General features: G+C 68.8%; 13 protein-coding genes. 10 read left to right on the forward strand and 3 right to left on the reverse strand.

Features of this window, described 5'->3' with window-relative positions; all coding sequences use genetic code 11:
- Positions 1-67 precede the first annotated feature (67 nt).
- The 3 genes from DKM19_RS27155 (at position 68) to DKM19_RS27165 (ending at position 4,534) form a co-directional block, all read left to right on the forward strand.
- A complete protein-coding gene (locus DKM19_RS27155; protein ID WP_239513613.1) occupies positions 68-1,780 on the forward strand; it encodes an ABC transporter ATP-binding protein in 1,713 nt (570 codons plus the stop codon).
- Positions 1,777-3,768, forward strand: a complete 1,992-nt coding sequence (locus DKM19_RS27160; RefSeq protein ID WP_110699353.1) for an ABC transporter ATP-binding protein — start codon at positions 1,777-1,779, stop codon at positions 3,766-3,768. Before DKM19_RS27155 ends, DKM19_RS27160 begins: the two co-directional genes overlap by 4 nt.
- 223 nt (positions 3,769-3,991) lie before the next feature.
- The gene (locus DKM19_RS27165) at positions 3,992-4,534 is read left to right on the forward strand and encodes a DUF305 domain-containing protein (RefSeq protein WP_162641801.1); all 543 of its coding nucleotides are present in this window, start codon (positions 3,992-3,994) and stop codon (positions 4,532-4,534) included.
- A 152-nt stretch (positions 4,535-4,686) separates the two neighbouring features.
- Here the strand turns inward: DKM19_RS27165 and DKM19_RS27170 are convergent, their stop codons facing one another.
- Positions 4,687-5,628, reverse strand: a complete 942-nt coding sequence (locus tag DKM19_RS27170) for a sulfite exporter TauE/SafE family protein (protein WP_110706007.1) — start codon at positions 5,626-5,628, stop codon at positions 4,687-4,689.
- A 561-nt stretch (positions 5,629-6,189) separates the two neighbouring features.
- Between DKM19_RS27170 and DKM19_RS27175 the strand changes: the two genes are divergently transcribed.
- The 7 genes from DKM19_RS27175 (at position 6,190) to DKM19_RS27205 (ending at position 14,224) form a co-directional block, all read left to right on the forward strand.
- Positions 6,190-6,750, forward strand: coding sequence for a hypothetical protein (locus DKM19_RS27175; RefSeq protein WP_162641802.1), 561 nt, complete (start codon positions 6,190-6,192; stop codon positions 6,748-6,750).
- A gap of 548 nt (positions 6,751-7,298) precedes the next feature.
- Positions 7,299-7,538, forward strand: coding sequence for a hypothetical protein (locus tag DKM19_RS27180; protein ID WP_110699359.1), 240 nt, complete (start codon positions 7,299-7,301; stop codon positions 7,536-7,538).
- A 158-nt stretch (positions 7,539-7,696) separates the two neighbouring features.
- Positions 7,697-9,025 (forward strand): sugar ABC transporter substrate-binding protein, encoded by a 1,329-nt coding sequence (locus tag DKM19_RS27185; protein WP_110699361.1) that lies wholly within the window; start codon positions 7,697-7,699, stop codon positions 9,023-9,025.
- Positions 9,026-9,095: 70 nt separating this feature from the next.
- Positions 9,096-10,118: a carbohydrate ABC transporter permease gene (locus DKM19_RS27190; protein ID WP_239513614.1), complete on the forward strand. Its 1,023-nt coding sequence runs from the start codon at positions 9,096-9,098 to the stop codon at positions 10,116-10,118.
- Positions 10,111-10,950: a carbohydrate ABC transporter permease gene (locus tag DKM19_RS27195; protein ID WP_089207259.1), complete on the forward strand. Its 840-nt coding sequence runs from the start codon at positions 10,111-10,113 to the stop codon at positions 10,948-10,950. Before DKM19_RS27190 ends, DKM19_RS27195 begins: the two co-directional genes overlap by 8 nt.
- A 53-nt stretch (positions 10,951-11,003) precedes the next feature.
- Positions 11,004-12,356 carry a GH1 family beta-glucosidase gene (locus tag DKM19_RS27200; RefSeq protein WP_110699363.1) on the forward strand — a complete coding sequence of 451 codons (1,353 nt, stop codon included), beginning with the start codon at positions 11,004-11,006 and terminating at the stop codon, positions 12,354-12,356.
- Between the two features lie 176 nt (positions 12,357-12,532).
- On the forward strand, positions 12,533-14,224 hold the full coding sequence (locus tag DKM19_RS27205) for a RyR domain-containing protein (RefSeq protein WP_110699365.1): 1,692 nt from the start codon (positions 12,533-12,535) through the stop codon (positions 14,222-14,224).
- Between the two features lie 11 nt (positions 14,225-14,235).
- Here the strand turns inward: DKM19_RS27205 and DKM19_RS27210 are convergent, their stop codons facing one another.
- A complete protein-coding gene (locus DKM19_RS27210) occupies positions 14,236-15,204 on the reverse strand; it encodes a 1-aminocyclopropane-1-carboxylate deaminase/D-cysteine desulfhydrase (RefSeq protein ID WP_110699367.1) in 969 nt (322 codons plus the stop codon).
- A gap of 324 nt (positions 15,205-15,528) precedes the next feature.
- Positions 15,529-16,752: a formaldehyde dehydrogenase, glutathione-independent gene (gene fdhA, locus DKM19_RS27215; RefSeq protein WP_110699369.1), complete on the reverse strand. Its 1,224-nt coding sequence runs from the start codon at positions 16,750-16,752 to the stop codon at positions 15,529-15,531.
- Between the last annotated feature and the right edge of the window lie 296 nt (positions 16,753-17,048).

Raw genomic sequence — 17,048 nt, forward strand, 5'->3', positions numbered from 1 at the left:
AACGTCCGAAACACCACTGCCTGAGCCCTCCTCCCCGCACCGCAGCAGGATGAACTCGCTGTGGCGCATGAAGTCCTACCTCCGCCCCTACGCCCTCCGCCTGGCCCTCATCTGGCTGCCGTCCCTCGGCGCGGTCGGGATCGGCATCGTCATCCCGCTGGTCGGCAAGGAGATCATCGACGGCCCCGTCGCCCGGGGCGACACCGGGGCGCTCCTCCCCCTCTCGCTGCTCGCCCTGGCCCTGGGCGTGCTGGAGGCGCTGTTCGTCCTCCTGCGGCGGTGGTTCCTGGCCGATGCCGTCCTCGGCCTGGAGACCAGCATCCGCGACGACCTCTACCAGCACCTGCAGCGACTGCCGATGAGTTTTCACGGCTCCTGGCAGTCCGGCCAGCTGCTGTCCCGCGCGACGACCGACCTGTCGACGATCCGGCGGTTCCTCGGTTTCGGTCTGCTCTTCCTCGTCCTGATCACCCTGCAGATCATCACGGTGACCTGGCTGCTGCTGCAGATGTACTGGCCGCTCGGCCTGCTGGTCGTCGCCTCGGTGGTGCCGGTCCTGGTCACCTCCCTGAACTTCGAGCGTCAGTACATCACGATCTCCCGCCGGGTCCAGGACCAGCAGGGCGACCTCGCCACGGTCGTCGAGGAGTCCGCGGCCGGGATCCGCACGATCAAGGCCTACGGCCGCCGCCGGTACGTCTTCGGCACCTTCGACGAGGGAGCCCTCAAGGTCTACGAGACCTCGATGGAGAAGGTACGGCTGTCGGCCAGGTTCTTCACCTTCCTCGAGGTCATCCCGAACATCACCCTCGCGCTCGTGCTGCTGCTCGGCGCTCTCGCCGTCGGCTCCGGCTCGCTGACGACGGGCTCGCTGGTGGCCTTCACCACGCTGATGCTGCAGCTGGTCTGGCCCATCTCGGCCCTCGGCTTCATCCTGACGATGGGCCAGGAGGCGATGACCGCGGCGGACCGGGTCATGGAGGTGCTCGACACCGAACCGGACATCGTCGGAGGCACCGGGGTGATCGAGAACCCGCGCGGCCACCTTCGCTTCGAGGGCGCGGAGTTCCGCTTCCCCGGCGCCGCCGAACCGGTGCTCCGCGACGTCTGGCTGGAGGTACGCCCTGGCGAGACGGTGGCGATCGTCGGCGCGACGGGGTCGGGCAAGACGACGTTGACCGCCCTGGTGCCCCGGCTGTACGACGTCAGCGCGGGCCGGGTCACGATCGACGGGCACGACGTCCGGGATCTGTCGTTGCCCGCGCTCCGCTCGATGGTCGCCACGGCCTTCGAGGAGCCGACCCTGTTCTCGATGAGCGTCAGGGAGAACCTCACGCTCGGGCGGCACGACGCCACCGAGGAGGAGATCGCGGAGGCGGTGCGGATCGCCCAGGCCGGGTTCGTCCACCAACTGCCGTGGGGTCTGGAGACCAGGATCGGCGAGCAGGGCATGTCCCTGTCCGGCGGTCAGCGCCAGCGCCTCGCGCTGGCCCGCGCCGTCCTCAGCAGGCCCCGCATCCTCGTGCTGGACGACACCCTGTCCGCCCTGGACGTCGAGACCGAGGCCCTGGTGGAGGAGGCGCTCCGGCACGTGCTGCGCGACGCCACCGGGATCGTCGTCGCGCACCGGGCGTCCACCGTACTGCTCGCCGACAAGGTGGCACTGCTGCTGGACGGCACGATCGCACACGTCGGCCACCACCACGAACTGCTGGCGAGCGTGCCGGAGTATCGCGCCCTGCTCTCCAGCGACCCGGACATCGAGGAGGCCGTGCGATGAGCCAGACCAGAGCCGAAGCCGAGAACGAAGCCGAGGACGACGGGAGCGTCGGAACCGCCGCAAACGCCGGGAGCGTCGGGAACGCCGGGAGCAAGGCCGGACCGGAGACCGGGACGGAGGCAGAGACCACGACCGGGACCGGCCCCGAGACCGGTGAGCAGGACTGGCGCGGCGTCGCCGCCGAGGATCAGGACGAGCTGTCCGAGCAGGTGTCCTTCCTGCTCCGCAGCCGGTCCAGGCGGCTGCTCGGCGAACTGCTGCGCCCGTACCGCAGGGAGATCATCCTGCTCGTCTCGGTCATCGTGCTCTCCAACGTGGCCGCGCTCTCCATCCCCTACCTGATCAAGGTGGGCATCGACTCGGGCATCCCCCCGATGCTCGCGGGCAAGGAGCCGACCACGCTGGTGACGGTCGTCGCGGTGATCCTGACAGCCGCGATCACCCAGGCCGTGACCCGGATGGTGTTCCTGCGGATGGCCGGCCGCATCGGTCAGAACATCCTGCTGGAGTTGCGGCGCCGGGTCTTCGACCACTTCCAGAAGCTGTCGCTGTCCTTCCACGACAACTACACCTCGGGCCGGGTCGTCTCCCGGCTCACCTCCGACATCGACGCCATCTCCGAGATGCTGCAGTCGGGCTTCGACGGTCTCGTCACGGCCGTGCTGACGCTGGTCGGCACGGCGGTCCTGCTGCTCGTCCTGGACGTTCCCCTGGGCCTGGTCGCCCTGCTGCCGCTGCCGATCCTGCTGCTGTTCACCCGCTGGTTCCGGCGGCAGTCGAGCCTGATCTACCGCAGGACCCGCGAGACCGTGGCCCTGGTGATCGTCCACTTCGTGGAGTCGATGACCGGCATGCGCGCGGTCCAGGCGTTCCGCAGGGAGCCGCGCAACCAGGCGATCTTCTCCCAGCTGAACGTCGACTACCGGGACGCCAACAAGCAGAGCATGCAGCTGATCGCGGTCTTCATGCCGGGCGTCAAGCTGATCGGGAACGTCACGATCGCGGTCGTCCTGTTCTACGGCGGATGGCGGCACATCGACGGCCACATCGAGATCGGCGTGCTCGCCGCGTTCCTGCTCTACCTGCGCCAGTTCTACGAGCCGATGCAGGAGATCTCCCAGTTCTACAACACCTTCCAGTCGGCCGGCGCGGCGCTGGAGAAGCTCTCCGGCGTGCTGGAGGAGCGCCCGGAGGTGGCCGAGCCCCGCGACCCCGTGGCGCTGGAACGGCCACGCGGGGAGGTCAGGTTCGAGGCGGTGGAGTTCTCCTACCTGGACGGCACCCCCGTGCTGCCCCGGATGGAGCTGACGGTCCCGGCGGGGCAGACCGTGGCGCTGGTCGGCACCACAGGGGCCGGCAAGACCACGCTGGCGAAGCTGGTCGCCAGGTTCTACGACCCCGTGGCCGGCCGGGTCCTGCTGGACGGCGTCGACCTGCGTGACCTCGGCGAGGACACGCTGCGCAAGGCGGTGGTGCTGGTGACCCAGGAGAACTTCCTGTTCTCCGGCTCCGTCGCCGACAACATCCTGTTCGGCCGGCCCGGCTCCACCATGGCCGAGGTGGTCGAGGCCGCCCGGTCCATCGGCGCCCACGACTTCATCTCGGCGCTTCCCGAGGGGTACGACACCTCCGTCGGCAAGCACGGCGGACGGCTGTCGGCGGGTCAGCGGCAGCTGGTGGCGTTCGCCAGGGCCTTCCTCGCCGATCCCGCGATCCTGATCCTCGACGAGGCGACCTCCAGCTTGGACGTCTCCAGCGAGCGACTGGTGCAGCGGGCGATGCAGACGATCCTCGCGGACCGGACCGCTCTGATCATCGCTCACCGGCTGTCGACCGTGGAGATCGCCGACCGGGTGCTCGTGATGGACGGCGGCAGGATCGTCGAGGACGGCCCGCCCGACCGGCTCATCGCGGATGCCGGCCGCTTCGCCGGCCTGCACCGCGCCTGGCTGGACAGCATCTCGGAACACCAGGGCATGCCCGACTAGCTCGGTGCCCGGGGATGAGGGGTTCAGGGTATATCCGCACTTCAGTGCGTAAAAATGCGCGCTCGGTCACTTTTCCGGGCAAGCAGTGAACCCTGTCCGCGAGGTGCGCGTATTTCCCTGTGGAACGACACGGACGATCCTTCCACGGCCAGAGAAAAGGGACAGCATCCTCATGAGCACCCGGCGATCACACAGGCACCGGTCTCTGGCCGCAGTCGTGTTGATGTCCACCACACTGATCGCCGGGTGCTCGGCCGCGGCCGACGTGTCTCCGCCTCCCGCGGGCGCGGCGGCCAACGCGGCCGGTGCGCCCACCCGGGTCGAGGCGGACGTGCGTTTCTCCCAGGAGATGATCACCCATCACTGGCAGACGATCCAGCTCGCCGAGCTGGCGGCCGACCGGAGCACCGACACGTATGTGCGCGAACTGGCGGAGAAGATCAAGCAGGGCGAGTCGGCCGACATCGAGCTCATGTCCGGCTGGCTCCGGTCGTGGAAGGTCGAGGTCCCGGCCAGGAACGACGATGCCCTCCACGAGATGCCGGGCATGCTGTCCGCCACGCAGGTCTCATCCCTGAAGAGAAGGTCCGGCGCCGACTTCGACAAGCTGTGGCTGAGCGTGCTGGGCAAGCACCTCGGCAGCGGCGTCCAGATGGCGCAGGTCGTGGTCGCCCTGGGACAGCACGGTCCGACCGGTGACCTGGCGAAGAAGATGGTCGCCGACCAGAGCGCCCAGATCTCGGAGATCACCGAGCGGCTCGCCTGAGCCGGCGAGCCGCTCGGACTCGGCCCGCCGTCTCTGCGACCCGTTCGGCCGTCGGCCCCCGACCCGTTCGGCCGTCGGCCCGTTCAGCCGTCGGCCCCCGACTCGCCGCCTCTTCGACCCGCCGCCCTCGACCTGTTCGGCCGTGGGCCCGTTCAGCGAGTGGAGCCCGCCGCCCCCTCCGCGACCGGACCTCGGTCCAGACCCTCGATCGCCTCGACCGACTCGTTGTCGCGGTCGCGGCGGTACTCGCGGAGCGAGTAGGCGATGGACGCCGCCCAGATGACGGCGATGGCGAGGTAGGCGGCGGTCTGAACGTTGCCGGGGGCATCGATCATGTCGCTGCGCAGCAGGGTGCGCACGTTGGTCAGGATGATCACACCGCCCACCGCCGAGCCCAGGATGCGCGGCGGGATGTGGCGCACCAGCCAGGCGGCGATCGGGGCGGCGATGACGCCGCCGAGCAGCAGGACGGCGACCCAGGCGAAGTCGATGTTCTCGGAACCGAGACCGAAGAAGAAGCCGACGCTGGCGGCGATGGCGACGAGAAACTCGCTGGCGTCGATGGAGCCGATCACCTTGCGCGGCGCCAGGCGGCCGCTGGCCAGGATGGCCGGGGTGCCGACCGGCCCCCATCCTCCGCCGCCGGTGGCGTCGACGAAGCCCGCGACCAGGCCGAGCGGTCCGAGGAAGCGCTTGCGCAACGGCTTGCCCAGGTTGCCGCGCGGCAGGCCGAAGGCGGTGAAGCGGATCAGGACGTAGGCCCCGAGCACGAGCAGGATGATCGACATGATCGGGGCGGCGACCTCGGTGGAGAGGCTGGAGAGGAAGGTCGCCCCCGCGAACGCGCCGGCGGCGCCGGGGATGCCTATCTTGGCGACGACCTTCCAGTCGATGTTGTCGAAACGCCAGTGGGAGATGCCGGAGGCCAGGGTGGTGCCGATCTCGGCGAGGTGGACGGTGGCCGACGCGGCGGCGGGGTTGGTACCGACCGCCAGCAGCAAGGTCGTCGAGGTGACGCCATAGGCCATACCCAGGCTGCCGTCGACGAGCTGCGCCAGGAAACCGACGATGCCCAAGAGGATGAGTGCGCGCAAAACCGCCACCTTCCCGCTTTCCCTACTCCATTGATAGGAATTATCCTAAATTAGAGCCAGAGAACCATCAAGGCGTATCGCGGGTCAGCGATCTCATGCGTTGGCCTTTTTGCTCTGTAATTTGTCATCACTTGCTATAAAGCTCCCCGCCGCCCACCCCATTTCGATCATCGGTGACGACCGAGATGTCCACGGAGTGCCCCGTTGGGCGCGGAGCCGCCGTCACGCCTCCGTCACCCGGTGGCGAACTCCGCCTCATGACGCGCCGGCGCCGCCGTTCGATCGGAGACGGCGGTGGCGCGCCGGGCCCGCTGGGCATAAGCACCTAGGCGACGAACGAGCCCGCCCTCGACGGCGGCGACGCGAAGAGGGCACATCCTCGTCGTGGAGGACCAGGCGGATCCGGCAGGAAGGCACCACCGCGTGACGGCTCGAAACGACGATCGACCAGAAGGCCGGCCCGAGCCCACCCGGACGAGCGGGGGCACGGACGCCGGAAGTACGGGAGCCGGAAGTACGGATGCCGGAAGCGTCGCTCACCGCGGCGTGCGGGACGCCGGCGTGACGACTCCCGTGGTGCTCGCGAGCGGTCATCTGGTCGACAGACCCGATCGGCCGAGTCCCCGCTTTCCCCCCTCACGCGTTCCGTGGGTGACGGACCTGGTGGGTGGAGCCCTCGACGAATGGCGCGTCGGGCCGGGCGCGATCGTGATCTGCGGCGGCGCCCGCGGCGCGGACATCATCGCGGCCGAGGAGGGGCACTCCCGCGGCGCCCGCGTCGTGCTCTGCCTCGCGCTGCCACCCGAGGAGTTCGAACGACGCTCGGTGGACCTGCCGGGCACCGAATGGCGTGAGCGGTTCCGTCGCCTGCTCAAGGTCGCCGAGGTCAGGCAGTTGCCCGAGGGGGCAGGCGACGCGTCCGCCGACGGTGAGGTGTTCGACCGCGCCAACGAGTGGATGATCGACATGGCCCGCCGTCTCGCCCGCAGGCCGTACGCGGTCGTCGTCTGGGACGGACAGCCGGGCGACGGCCGCGGCGGGACCTCCGACCTCATCCGGCAACTGGGCTATCCGGCGGACGATCCGCGCATACGGGTGATCGACCCGACGCCGCCCGGATGAGCACGTCGGTGAGGGGTCAGTCCGCTCACTCCTTCAGAACTCCTTGAGTGCCCTGTTCGGGGCCTCGAATGCCGGCTTCGCCATGGAGGCGGAGATCCTCAGAAACAGCAGGGTGCTGCCACCGTGTAGGGCGGCAGGGCGGGAGAGCGCTCTCCAGAGAGAGTGGACCCAGGCATCGGGAGCTGTCAAGACTCAGCCCTCGACCAATCCGAAACCCGCTGTTCACGCGGGGGAAACGGGATCACGAAGGGAGTGGTGCCCCTCCGCCTTCCGCGGGCGTCGTCCACCGGGCGATCCGGCGGTCAGAGAGCGCTCCCTGAGCGTCCATCTTCCCCCGATTTTGCGCACCCAGTGGTTACACGGCGATAACAAGACGGAAAAATCCGCCCATTAGGGGATTTAATCCCTTCTAAGTGGGCTTCAAGACGGGGAACAGCCGGGAGGAGGCTTGACAGCCCCTGATGCACAGGGGCACTCTCCATCTGGAGAGCGCTCTCCCGTCACGCCGCCCTGCACCGCGGCAGACACCCCGCTCCAAGGAAGAGGCCGTGTACCCATCCCGAAGTCCTGGCAGGCGCCCCCGGGGCCTGCTCGCCACCCCGATCGCGGTGACCACATCCGGTCCCGCCGCCGTCGGCTTGGCCACGTCCGCCGGCAGGATGCCGGCGGCGGTCAAGGACGTGACGGCCTCCTCCTTCTCCGAAGACGCCGCGCACAGCCCGGCCGGCCTCCTCGGCGATCCCCACCAGACAGGACCACCGACCACCTCGTGCGGGCACCCCCGATGATCACTGAGGTCTGAGGCCTCCGGGCCCGTCCCCGCCGGGACGGGCCCCACAGCCCCGGAGGCCTCTCGCAGATACAGCGGTCATGCCGCTCACGCACCACGGAAAACCGGCTCCGGCCTCCACCCAGCCCGGGGTCACGACCGATTGAGAGAACGACTGTGCAGATACGAAAGCTCGGCATCATCGCGATAGCGGGAGCGCTCACGCTCTCCGCCGCCGCCTGCGGCGGCGACGACACCGGATCCGGCGCGGCCGGCGGATCCACGGAGGCCGCGCCCAAGACGCTCACCTACTGGGCGTCCAACCAGGGCACCAGCCTGGACAACGACAAGCAGGTGCTCCAGCCCGAGCTGGACAAATTCGAGAAGCAGACCGGGATCAAGGTAAATCTCGAAGTCGTTCCCTGGGCCGACCTGCTCAACCGGATCCTCGCCGCCACCACCTCCGGGCAGGGCCCGGACGTGCTCAACATCGGCAACACCTGGTCCGCCTCGCTGCAGGCCACCGGCGCCTTCGTCCCCTGGGACGACGCGCTGCTGGCCCAGGTCGGAGGCAAGGAGCGCTTCCTCGGCCCGAGCCTGGCCGCCACCGGCGCCGCGGGGCAGCCGCCCACCGCGCTCCCGATCTACGGGATGACCTACGGCCTCTTCTACAACAAGAAGCTGTTCAGCGAGGCGGGCATCGCGGAGCCGCCGAAGACCTGGGACGAGCTGATCGCCGACGGCAAGAAGCTCACCAAGGGCAAGCAGTGGGGCCTGGCCGTGGAAGGTGCCAGCGTCAGCGAGAACGCCCACCACGCCTTCATCTTCGGCCAGCAGCACGGCTCGGACCTCTTCGACGCCACCGGCAAGCCCCAGTTCGACTCTCCCAAGCAGGTCGCCGCGATCAAGCAGTACCTGGACCTGATGGCCGTACACAAGATCGTCAACCCGAGCAACGCCGAATACTCGAACGGCACCGAGGCCGTCCAGGACTTCACCTCCGGCAAGGCCGCGATGCTGATGTGGCAGTCCATCGCCAGCCAGACGAAGGCCGCCGGCATGACCGAGGACGACTACGGCCTCGCCCCCATCCCGCTGCCCGACCCCGCCCAGGGCGGCAAGCAGGTCAACGGCATGGTGGCCGGCATCAACCTGGCCATCTTCAAGAGCAGCAAGAACCAGGACGCGGCCCTGCAGTTCGCCAAGTTCATGACGAGCAAGGAGACGCAGCAGACCCTGAACAAGACCTACGGCTCGCTCCCCACCGTCACGGACGCCTATGACGACCCGGCGTTCCAGACTCCGATGATCAAGACCTTCCAGGAGATTCTCGGCACCACGGCGGCCCCGCTGCCCCAGGTGGCCGAGGAGAGCCAGTTCGAGACCCTGGTGGGAACGGCCATGAACAAGATGTTCGCGGACGCGGCCAGTGGCACGGCGATCACCGATGAGTACGTCAAGTCCAAGCTGACCGACGCGAACGAGCAGATGCAGGCCGGCGGCTGATCTCTTCGCTCCAGACGCGGTGCCGGGCGGCGATCCGCCCGGCACCGATAACCTATTTCACGAGATCGAGATGATGTTCATGGTCGTGTCCACCACGCCCCGCCCCGATGCGGGGCGCGGGGCCGGTCCGCCTTCCGGCGCCCCGCATCGGCGCAGAGGAGGGCTGTTCGCCCGGATCCCGGTGCGGTTTCGCCGTCTCAGCCTGCCGTACCTGCTGATCCTTCCGGCGATCCTCCTGGAACTCCTCATCCACGTGGTGCCGATGGTGATCGGCATCTGGATGAGCTTCCTCAAGCTCACCCAGTTCTATCTCCGGAACTGGTCGGCCGCTCCGTCCGTGGGGCTGTCCAACTACCGCATCGCCGTCGACTTCGACTCCGCGGTGGGCAGTTCCCTGCTCCACTCCTTCTTCGTCACCGTCGTCTTCACCGTGCTGACGGTCGCCCTGTCGTGGCTGCTGGGCACCATGGGGGCGGTCCTGATGCAGGGCGCCTTCCGCGGCAGGGGCGTGCTCCGCGCGCTGTTCCTGGTCCCCTACGCGCTGCCCGTCTACGCCGGGGTGATCACCTGGAGCTTCATGCTCCAGCGCGACTCCGGTCTGGTCAACCACATCCTCGTCGACCAGCTCCACCTGGCCGACGCCGGTGACCGCCCGTTCTGGCTCATCGGCGACAACAGCTTCATCTCGCTGATCGTGGTCTGCGTCTGGCGGACCTGGCCGTTCGCCTTCCTGGTGCTCATGGCCGGGCTGCAGAACATCTCCGGCGACCTCTACGAGGCCTCCGCGATCGACGGGGCCGGCTGGTGGCGGCAACTGCGCTCGATCACCATGCCCATGCTGCGCCCCGTCAACCAGGTCGTGGTCCTGGTGCTGTTCCTGTGGACCTTCAACGACTTCAACACGCCCTACGTGCTCTTCGGGAAGTCAGCTCCGGAGCAAGCCGACCTGATCTCCATTCACATCTACCAGAGCTCGTTCGTCACCTGGAACTTCGGCTCCGGCTCGGCGATGTCCGTGCTGCTCCTGCTGTTCCTGCTGGTGGTGACCTCCATCTATCTGGTGGCGACCTCGCGAAGGAGGAGCGATGCGTGAGCCCCGCTGGCTGCCCTGGGCCCGCTGGATCGGTCTCGGCTTCCTGAGCCTGTTCACGCTCACCCCGATCTACGTGATGGTGACCTCGGCGATCAAGCCGCTGAGCGACGTGCAGGGCGACTTCCACTGGCTTCCCACCACGATCAGCCTGCGGCCCTTCGTCGACATCTGGAAGACCATCCCGCTGGCCCGTTACTTCGGCAACAGCCTCGTCGTGGCGACGGTCGCCTCCCTGGCGTCGGTGACGGTGGCGATCTTCGCCGCCTACGCGATCAGCCGTTTCAAGTTCCCCGGCCGGAGGATCTTCTCCGTCACCGTGCTGTCCACCCAGATGTTCCCCGGCATCCTCTTCCTGCTGCCGCTCTTCATGATTTTCGTGAACCTCAGCAACGTCATCGGCATCAATCTCTACGGCAGCCTCACCGGGTTGATCATCACCTACCTGACCTTCTCGCTGCCGTTCTCCATCTGGATGCTGGTCGGCTACTTCGACTCCATCCCCATCGCGCTGGACGAGGCCGCCCAGGTCGACGGCAGCGGGCCGATCGGCGCCCTGATGCGGGTGGTCATCCCCGCCGCGATGCCGGGCATCGTGGCGGTCACCGTCTACGCCTTCATGACCGCGTGGGGAGAGGTGCTCTTCGCCTCGGTGATGACCGACGACTCCACCCGCACCCTGGCCGTCGGGCTGCAGGGATACGCCACCCAGAACGACGTCTACTGGAACCAGGTGATGGCCGCCTCCCTCGTGGTCAGCATCCCCGTAGTGGCCGGTTTCCTGCTCCTGCAGCGCTTCCTGGTGCAGGGCCTCACCGCGGGCGCGGTCAAGTAGCCCGCCGGGCGAGACCGCGTCACACCCGTTTTCACCTCAAGGAGAGCTCACATATGGATTCGCAGTCCGCCTTCGGCCCCGACTTCACCTGGGGCGTGGCCACCGCGGCCTACCAGATCGAGGGCGCGGCCCAGGAAGACGGCCGGCTGCCCTCTATCTGGGACACGTTCAGCCACGTCCCGGGCACCATCGACAACGGCGACACCGGCGATGTGGCCTGCGACCACTACCACCGCTGGCCCGAGGACCTCGGCCTGCTCGGGAAGCTCGGCGTGGACGCCTACCGCTTCTCGGTGGCGTGGCCCCGGGTGATACCGACCGGTTCCGGCCCGGTCAACCCGAAGGGGATCGCCTTCTACGACCGGCTGGTCGACGGCCTCATGGAGGCCGGGATCCGCCCGTTCGTCACTCTCTACCACTGGGACCTGCCGCAGGGGCTGCAGGACCTCGGCGGCTGGCCTGAGCGGGACACCGCCTACCGCTTCGCCGAGTACGCGGCCGTGGTCGCCGGTGCGCTCGGCGACCGCGTCACCGACTGGACCACTCTCAACGAGCCGCTCTGCTCCTCCTGGCTCGGCCACCTCGAGGGCTCGATGGCCCCCGGGGTGACCGATCTGACCGCGGCCGTGCGCACCTCCTACCACCTGCACCTCGGCCACGGTCTCGCCACCCAGGCGATCCGCGCCTCGGCGCAGCGCACCCCGTCGATCGGAATCGTCAACAACCTGAGCCCCTGCGAGCCCGCCACCGACAGCGATGAGGACCGGGCCGCCGCCGAGCGCGCCGACGGCCACATCAACCGCTGGTGGCTCGACCCGATCGCCGGCCGCGGCTACCCCGAGGACATGGTCAAGCTCTACGGCGTCGACCTGCCCATCCAGGAGGGCGACCTGGAGACGATCGCCGCCCCGCTGGACTACCACGGGGTGAACTACTACTTCCGCCAGATCATCGCCGACGACCCCGGCGGCCCCGCCCCGCACATCCGCCAGGTCGAGGTGCCCGGTGCGACGACCACCGCGATGGGCTGGGAGGTTCACCCCGAGGGGCTCGAGCAGCTCCTGCTGCGCCTGACCCGGGAGTACGGGGCCAGGCAGATCTTCGTCACCGAGAGCGGTTCCGCCTGGAACGACGTGATCGATCCGGCCGGTGTGATCGACGACCGTGAGCGCGTCACTCATCTGGAGGGCCACCTCGCGGCCTGTGCCCGCGCGATGGACCAGGGTGTCCCCCTGGCCGGATACTTCGCCTGGTCGCTCCTGGACAACTTCGAGTGGGCCTACGGCTACGACAAGCGCTTCGGCCTGGTCCACGTCGACTTCGACACCCAGGTCCGGACCGTCAAGGCCAGCGGCCACCGATATGCCGAACTGATCCGCGAGAGCAAGGCACGTTCCCAGCCGTGACCCCAAGGGATTTCCCGCCGTACGGGCGGAGCCTCGGGGGCATTAATAAGATCACATCTTGACAGCGGCGAAAGATCCGAACTACTAGTGGTAAAGGAACCTTTTAGCGTCCAATTCTTTCTGTACGGTAAACGCCGTTCCGGTCTTTCCGGATAAAGCCGCGAGAAGGGGGTCTCGTGCAAACCCCCTTCGCCGCCCTACGCGTGACGTTCGCGATCCTCGCGGCCGGCACTCTGGTGGTGGGCTATGTGGGAATGCATTCCTACCTGTCGCTCCACACCGAGTTGGCCCACTCCCCACTCGACGTCCTCTACGCCACGCTTCAGCTCTTCGTCCTCGATCCGCCCTCGTTCGAGGCGGCGGATCCACTCCCCTGGACGTTGCAGTTCGCGCGCTTCGCCGCTCCGGCCGTGGCGATCTACGCGCTCATCGAGACCACGCGCCTGCTGCTGACGGCCGAGATACGACGGCTGCGAGCACGTGAGTCCCGGCATCACACCGTCGTCTGCGGGGACGGCCCGGCCGCGCAGGCTCTGATCCAGAAGCTTCACGCCGCGGGCCGCCGCGTTGTCGTCGTCACCACGACGCCGGTCTCCATGACGGGTTATCCCCGGGTGCTCCACGTGACAGGAGACCCGCGCGATCCCAAGGTGCTGCGGGCGGCGGGAGTGCACCGCGCGGAAGTCCTCTACGCGTGCGAGGCGGGCAGCTTCACGAACACCGGGATCGTCATGGCCGCCCACACCCTGGCGGAGACGACGCCGGGAGTGCTCAGGGCGTACGCGCTGATCCCGGACCTGGATCTCTGCACGGCGCTGCGGGCCCGCCGGCTCGGCATGCCCGACCCGCCCGGCCTCCGCCTCGACTTCTTCAATCTCGACCAGCTCGCCGCGCGCGTGCTCCTCGACCGGTATCCCGTGGAGGAGTGCCTGCCGATCACGCTGATCGGCCTCGACGACTTCGGCCTCGCGCTGATCGTCGAGCTGGCCAGGCGCTGGCGGCTGCGGGATCCGTCCACGCGGCCCCCTCTGCCCGTGACCGTCGTCGACACCCGCGCGGAGACCATCCTGCCGGTCCTGCGCCGGCGGTACGAGTTCGTCGACGCGAACCTGGATCTCCGCACGGTGGATCCCGGCCGCCTCGACCAGGGCGTCTACGTCCCCGCCGACCCGCCCCACCGGGTGTACGTGTGCCATCACGACGAGGACCTGGCCCTGAAGACCGCGCTGACCGCCCTTCGGCTGTGGACGCGGGCGCCGAAATCGATGGTGATCAGGGTCGAGCAGGGCATGGTCGGCGACGCCTTCGACGGCCTCAACCTGCTGGAGAACCTCAACGGCACCCTTCACGTGTTCGCCGTCACCGACGAGGCCTGTGACCCCCAGCTGATCGGCGAGGACCTGATCGAGCAGCTGGCGAGGGCGATACACGAGGACTACCTCCACGAATGCCTGATCAGGGGCGACTCACCGCACGGCAACACCGCGATGGTCGTCTGGGACGAGCTGCCGGCGTCGTTGAGGAAGGCCAACTGCGATCAGGCCGCGGACATCGGACGCAAGCTCAAGGCCATCGACGGGGTCCTCGCTCCACGGGTCGATCCCGAGTTCGCGTTCGCCTTCACCCCCCAGGAGATCGAACGGCTCGCCGTCATGGAGCACCAGCGCTGGGTGCGCGAACGGGTCTCGGACGGCTGGACGTACGGCACTCTCCGCGACGACGACGGCAAGCGTCACCCCGACCTGGAGGACTGGAGCCGCCTGCCGGAACCCTCCCGGGAAAAGGATCGCGCCGCCGTCCGCAGCCTGCCCGGCATCCTCGCCACGACGGGTTTCCAGATCGTCCGCATGAGCGACAAGGATCGCTGAGGAACGGCGAGTCAGCGGCTCTCCCCGGCCAGCCATTCGGTGAATCTCCGCGTGAACAGCCCGGGCAGCCCGCCGGTGTGCATGAAGACGACGCGGGTGGTCCGGCCGATGCGCCCCGATCGGCGCGCGGCGAACAGGCCCGCCATCGCCTTCGCGGTGTAGACGGGGTCGAGAAGGAGCGCGTCCGTACGCGCCGCCGTGAGCAGGGCTTCGCGCGCCGCCTCGCTCGGCACGCCGTAGCCGCCCCCGGTCTGGCCGGTGTCGAGCTGGCAGGATCCGCTGGGCCGGGACAGCCCCGCCATCGCCGCCGCCGCCACCGCGAGGCCCTCCACCGCCGGGGCCAGGGCGGGACGCGCGCCGACGTCGACCCCCAGGACCCGGCAGTGCTCGCCGAAGCCCGCGACCAGGCCGGCGTGCGTCCCGCCCGAGCCGGTGGCCACCACGACGAGGTCGGGATCGATCAGGTTGTCGAGCTCCCGCGCCACCTCCGCGTACGAACGGGCGCCGAGGGCCGAGGAGCCTCCGATCGGGAGCGCGTACGGCCGGCGGCCCTCCAGGGCCAGTTTCTCGCTGTGCTCCTGGATGGCCGACTCCAGCTCGGCGTAGGGCAGGACGGCGCCCTCCACCCAGTGGATCGTGGCCCCCAGCACCCGGTCGAGCAGTACGTTTCCGCCCGGGTCGAACGAATCCGGCCGGCGGGTGAGCAGCAGCTCGCAGTCGAGCCCCGCGATGTTGGCCGCCGCGGCGGTCATGCGGGCGTGGTTGCTCTGGGCGCCGCCGCCGGTCACCAGGCAGTCGTACCCGCCTTCCAGCGCGTCGGCGAGCAGGACCTGAAGCTTGCGGGCCTTGTTGCCGCCACCGGCGAGACCGGTCAGATCCTCGCGCTTGACCCACAGGCAGCTCGGGTCCATGTCGAGTGCCTCGGCCAGCCGGGGCAGGCGGTGAACCGGCGTCGGCGACACCGTCATCAGGTGGGTCATCGCTCTCCTCCAGCGTGGACGGCTCGGCGTTCGCACCGGGGAGGCGACGCGGCACGGGGCCGCACCTGTGAGGTGGTGGCCCCCGCCTGCGGGTGGGGGCCGGTGGGCCGTCGTCGTCCGCCCTTCTGGGCCGTCGCGGGACCATCGGGCATCCGGATCCGTCCGGATGCCCGATGAGCGATACACACCGTCCTCCCGATCACGGATCCGGACGCCCGGTGGGCGATGTCCACACCGTCGCCCCGGTCACGGATCCGGATGCCCGGTGTCCATACCGTCTTCCCGATCACGGAGACGCCCACCCCGGCGAAAAGGCCGGACGCCCTACCTGGCCCCGGCGAGCATGCCGTGCGGGTCCAGCACGAACTTGGACGCGGCTCCCTGGTCGAACTCCTGGTACCCCTGGGGGGCCTGGTCGAGCGGGATCGGGATGGCGTTGACCGCCTTCGCGATCTGCACCCGGTCGTTCAGGATCGCCATCATCAACTGGCGGTGGTAGCGCATCACGGGACACTGGCCCGTGGTGAAGCCGAGCGACTTGGACCAGCCGAGACCGAGCCGGATGGACAGCGATCCGTGCTTGGCGGCCTCGTCCGAGGCGCCGGGGTCACCGGTCACGTACAGGCCGGGGATGCCGAGTGCGCCACCCGCGCGGGTGATCTCCATGAGCGAGTTGAGCACGGTGGCGGGACGTTCCGTCCCCGCGTCGGCACCGTGTCCGCGAGCCTCGAAGCCGACGGCGTCGACCCCGCAGTCCACCACGGGCTCGCCGAGGATCTGCTCGATCTGGTCCTTCGGGTCGCCCTGGGACACGTCGATGGTCTCGCAGCCGAAGCTGCGGGCCTGTGCCAGGCGTTCCTTGTTCAGGTCGCCGACGATCACCACGGCGGCTCCGAGAAGGATCGCCGAGGCGCCCGCGGCGAGCCCGACCGGACCGGCTCCCGCGATGTAGACGGTCGATCCCGGCTTCACCCCGGCGCTGACGCAGCCGTGGTAGCCGGTCGGGAAGATGTCCGCGAGCATGGCCAGGTCGAGGATCTTCTCCATCGCCTGTTCCTTGTCCGGGAACTTGAGCAGGTTCCAGTCCGCGTAGGGGACCAGGACGTACTCGGCCTGTCCTCCGACCCAGCCGCCCATGTCCACGTAGCCGTACGCCGAGCCCGGGCGGTCCGGGTTGACGTTCTCGCAGACGTCCGTCTTGCCCTCCTTGCAGTTGCGGCAGCGACCACAGGCGATGTTGAAGGGCACGGAAACGAGATCGCCGACCTTGATGAACTCCACGCCGGGACCGGTCTCGACGACCTCGCCGGTGATCTCGTGGCCGAGGACGAGTCCGTGGGGCGCGGTGGTCCGGCCTCGGACCATGTGCTGGTCGCTACCGCAGATGTTCGTCGCGATGGCCTTGATGATCGCGCCGTGCGGGACCTTACGTCCCACGTTGGCGGGATTGACCCCCGGCCCGTCCTTGAGCTCGAATTCGGGGAAGTCGGTGGTGTGCACCTCGACCTTGCCCGGTCCCTCGTAGACGACACCCTTATTGCCCGGCATAACGTTTTCCTTCCTTGCCGAAAGCGCCTGTAGGTCGGCCGTTTGGCCGCTGTCACGCAGTCCTGCGATCACCTCCCCGCCCCGGCGGCCCGGATCGCGGAAGCGTGCCGGACTCGACGTGATCGGAAAGATGATCGGCCCGGCTCGGCCGACCGCCGGCAGAGGACGGCGACGGAGAGGGACCCACCGACGAGCCGGGCCACGAGGTGGTCCGGAACCTCTCGCCAGGAGAACCGCCGGTCCACGGCGGGTGCGCCGGTGACGGCCGGATTGACACGCGCCGGAGGTGCCGCCGA

This window comes from Streptosporangium sp. 'caverna' (genome assembly GCF_003203775.1).
Taxonomy (GTDB): domain Bacteria; phylum Actinomycetota; class Actinomycetes; order Streptosporangiales; family Streptosporangiaceae; genus Streptosporangium; species Streptosporangium subroseum.

Excerpts from the sequence above, each read along its gene's own strand:
- DKM19_RS27155 (WP_239513613.1), top strand. The coding sequence starts at position 68 with ATGAAGTCCTACCTCCGCCCCTACGCCCTCCGCCTGGCCCTCATCTGG.
- DKM19_RS27160 (WP_110699353.1), top strand. The coding sequence starts at position 1,777 with ATGAGCCAGACCAGAGCCGAAGCCGAGAACGAAGCCGAGGACGACGGG.
- DKM19_RS27165 (WP_162641801.1), top strand. The coding sequence starts at position 3,992 with ATGTCCACCACACTGATCGCCGGGTGCTCGGCCGCGGCCGACGTGTCT.
- DKM19_RS27190 (WP_239513614.1), top strand. The coding sequence starts at position 9,096 with ATGATGTTCATGGTCGTGTCCACCACGCCCCGCCCCGATGCGGGGCGC.
- DKM19_RS27195 (WP_089207259.1), top strand. The coding sequence starts at position 10,111 with ATGCGTGAGCCCCGCTGGCTGCCCTGGGCCCGCTGGATCGGTCTCGGC.
- DKM19_RS27200 (WP_110699363.1), top strand. The coding sequence starts at position 11,004 with ATGGATTCGCAGTCCGCCTTCGGCCCCGACTTCACCTGGGGCGTGGCC.
- DKM19_RS27210 (WP_110699367.1), bottom strand. The coding sequence starts at position 15,204 with ATGACCCACCTGATGACGGTGTCGCCGACGCCGGTTCACCGCCTGCCC.
- fdhA (WP_110699369.1), bottom strand. The coding sequence starts at position 16,752 with ATGCCGGGCAATAAGGGTGTCGTCTACGAGGGACCGGGCAAGGTCGAG.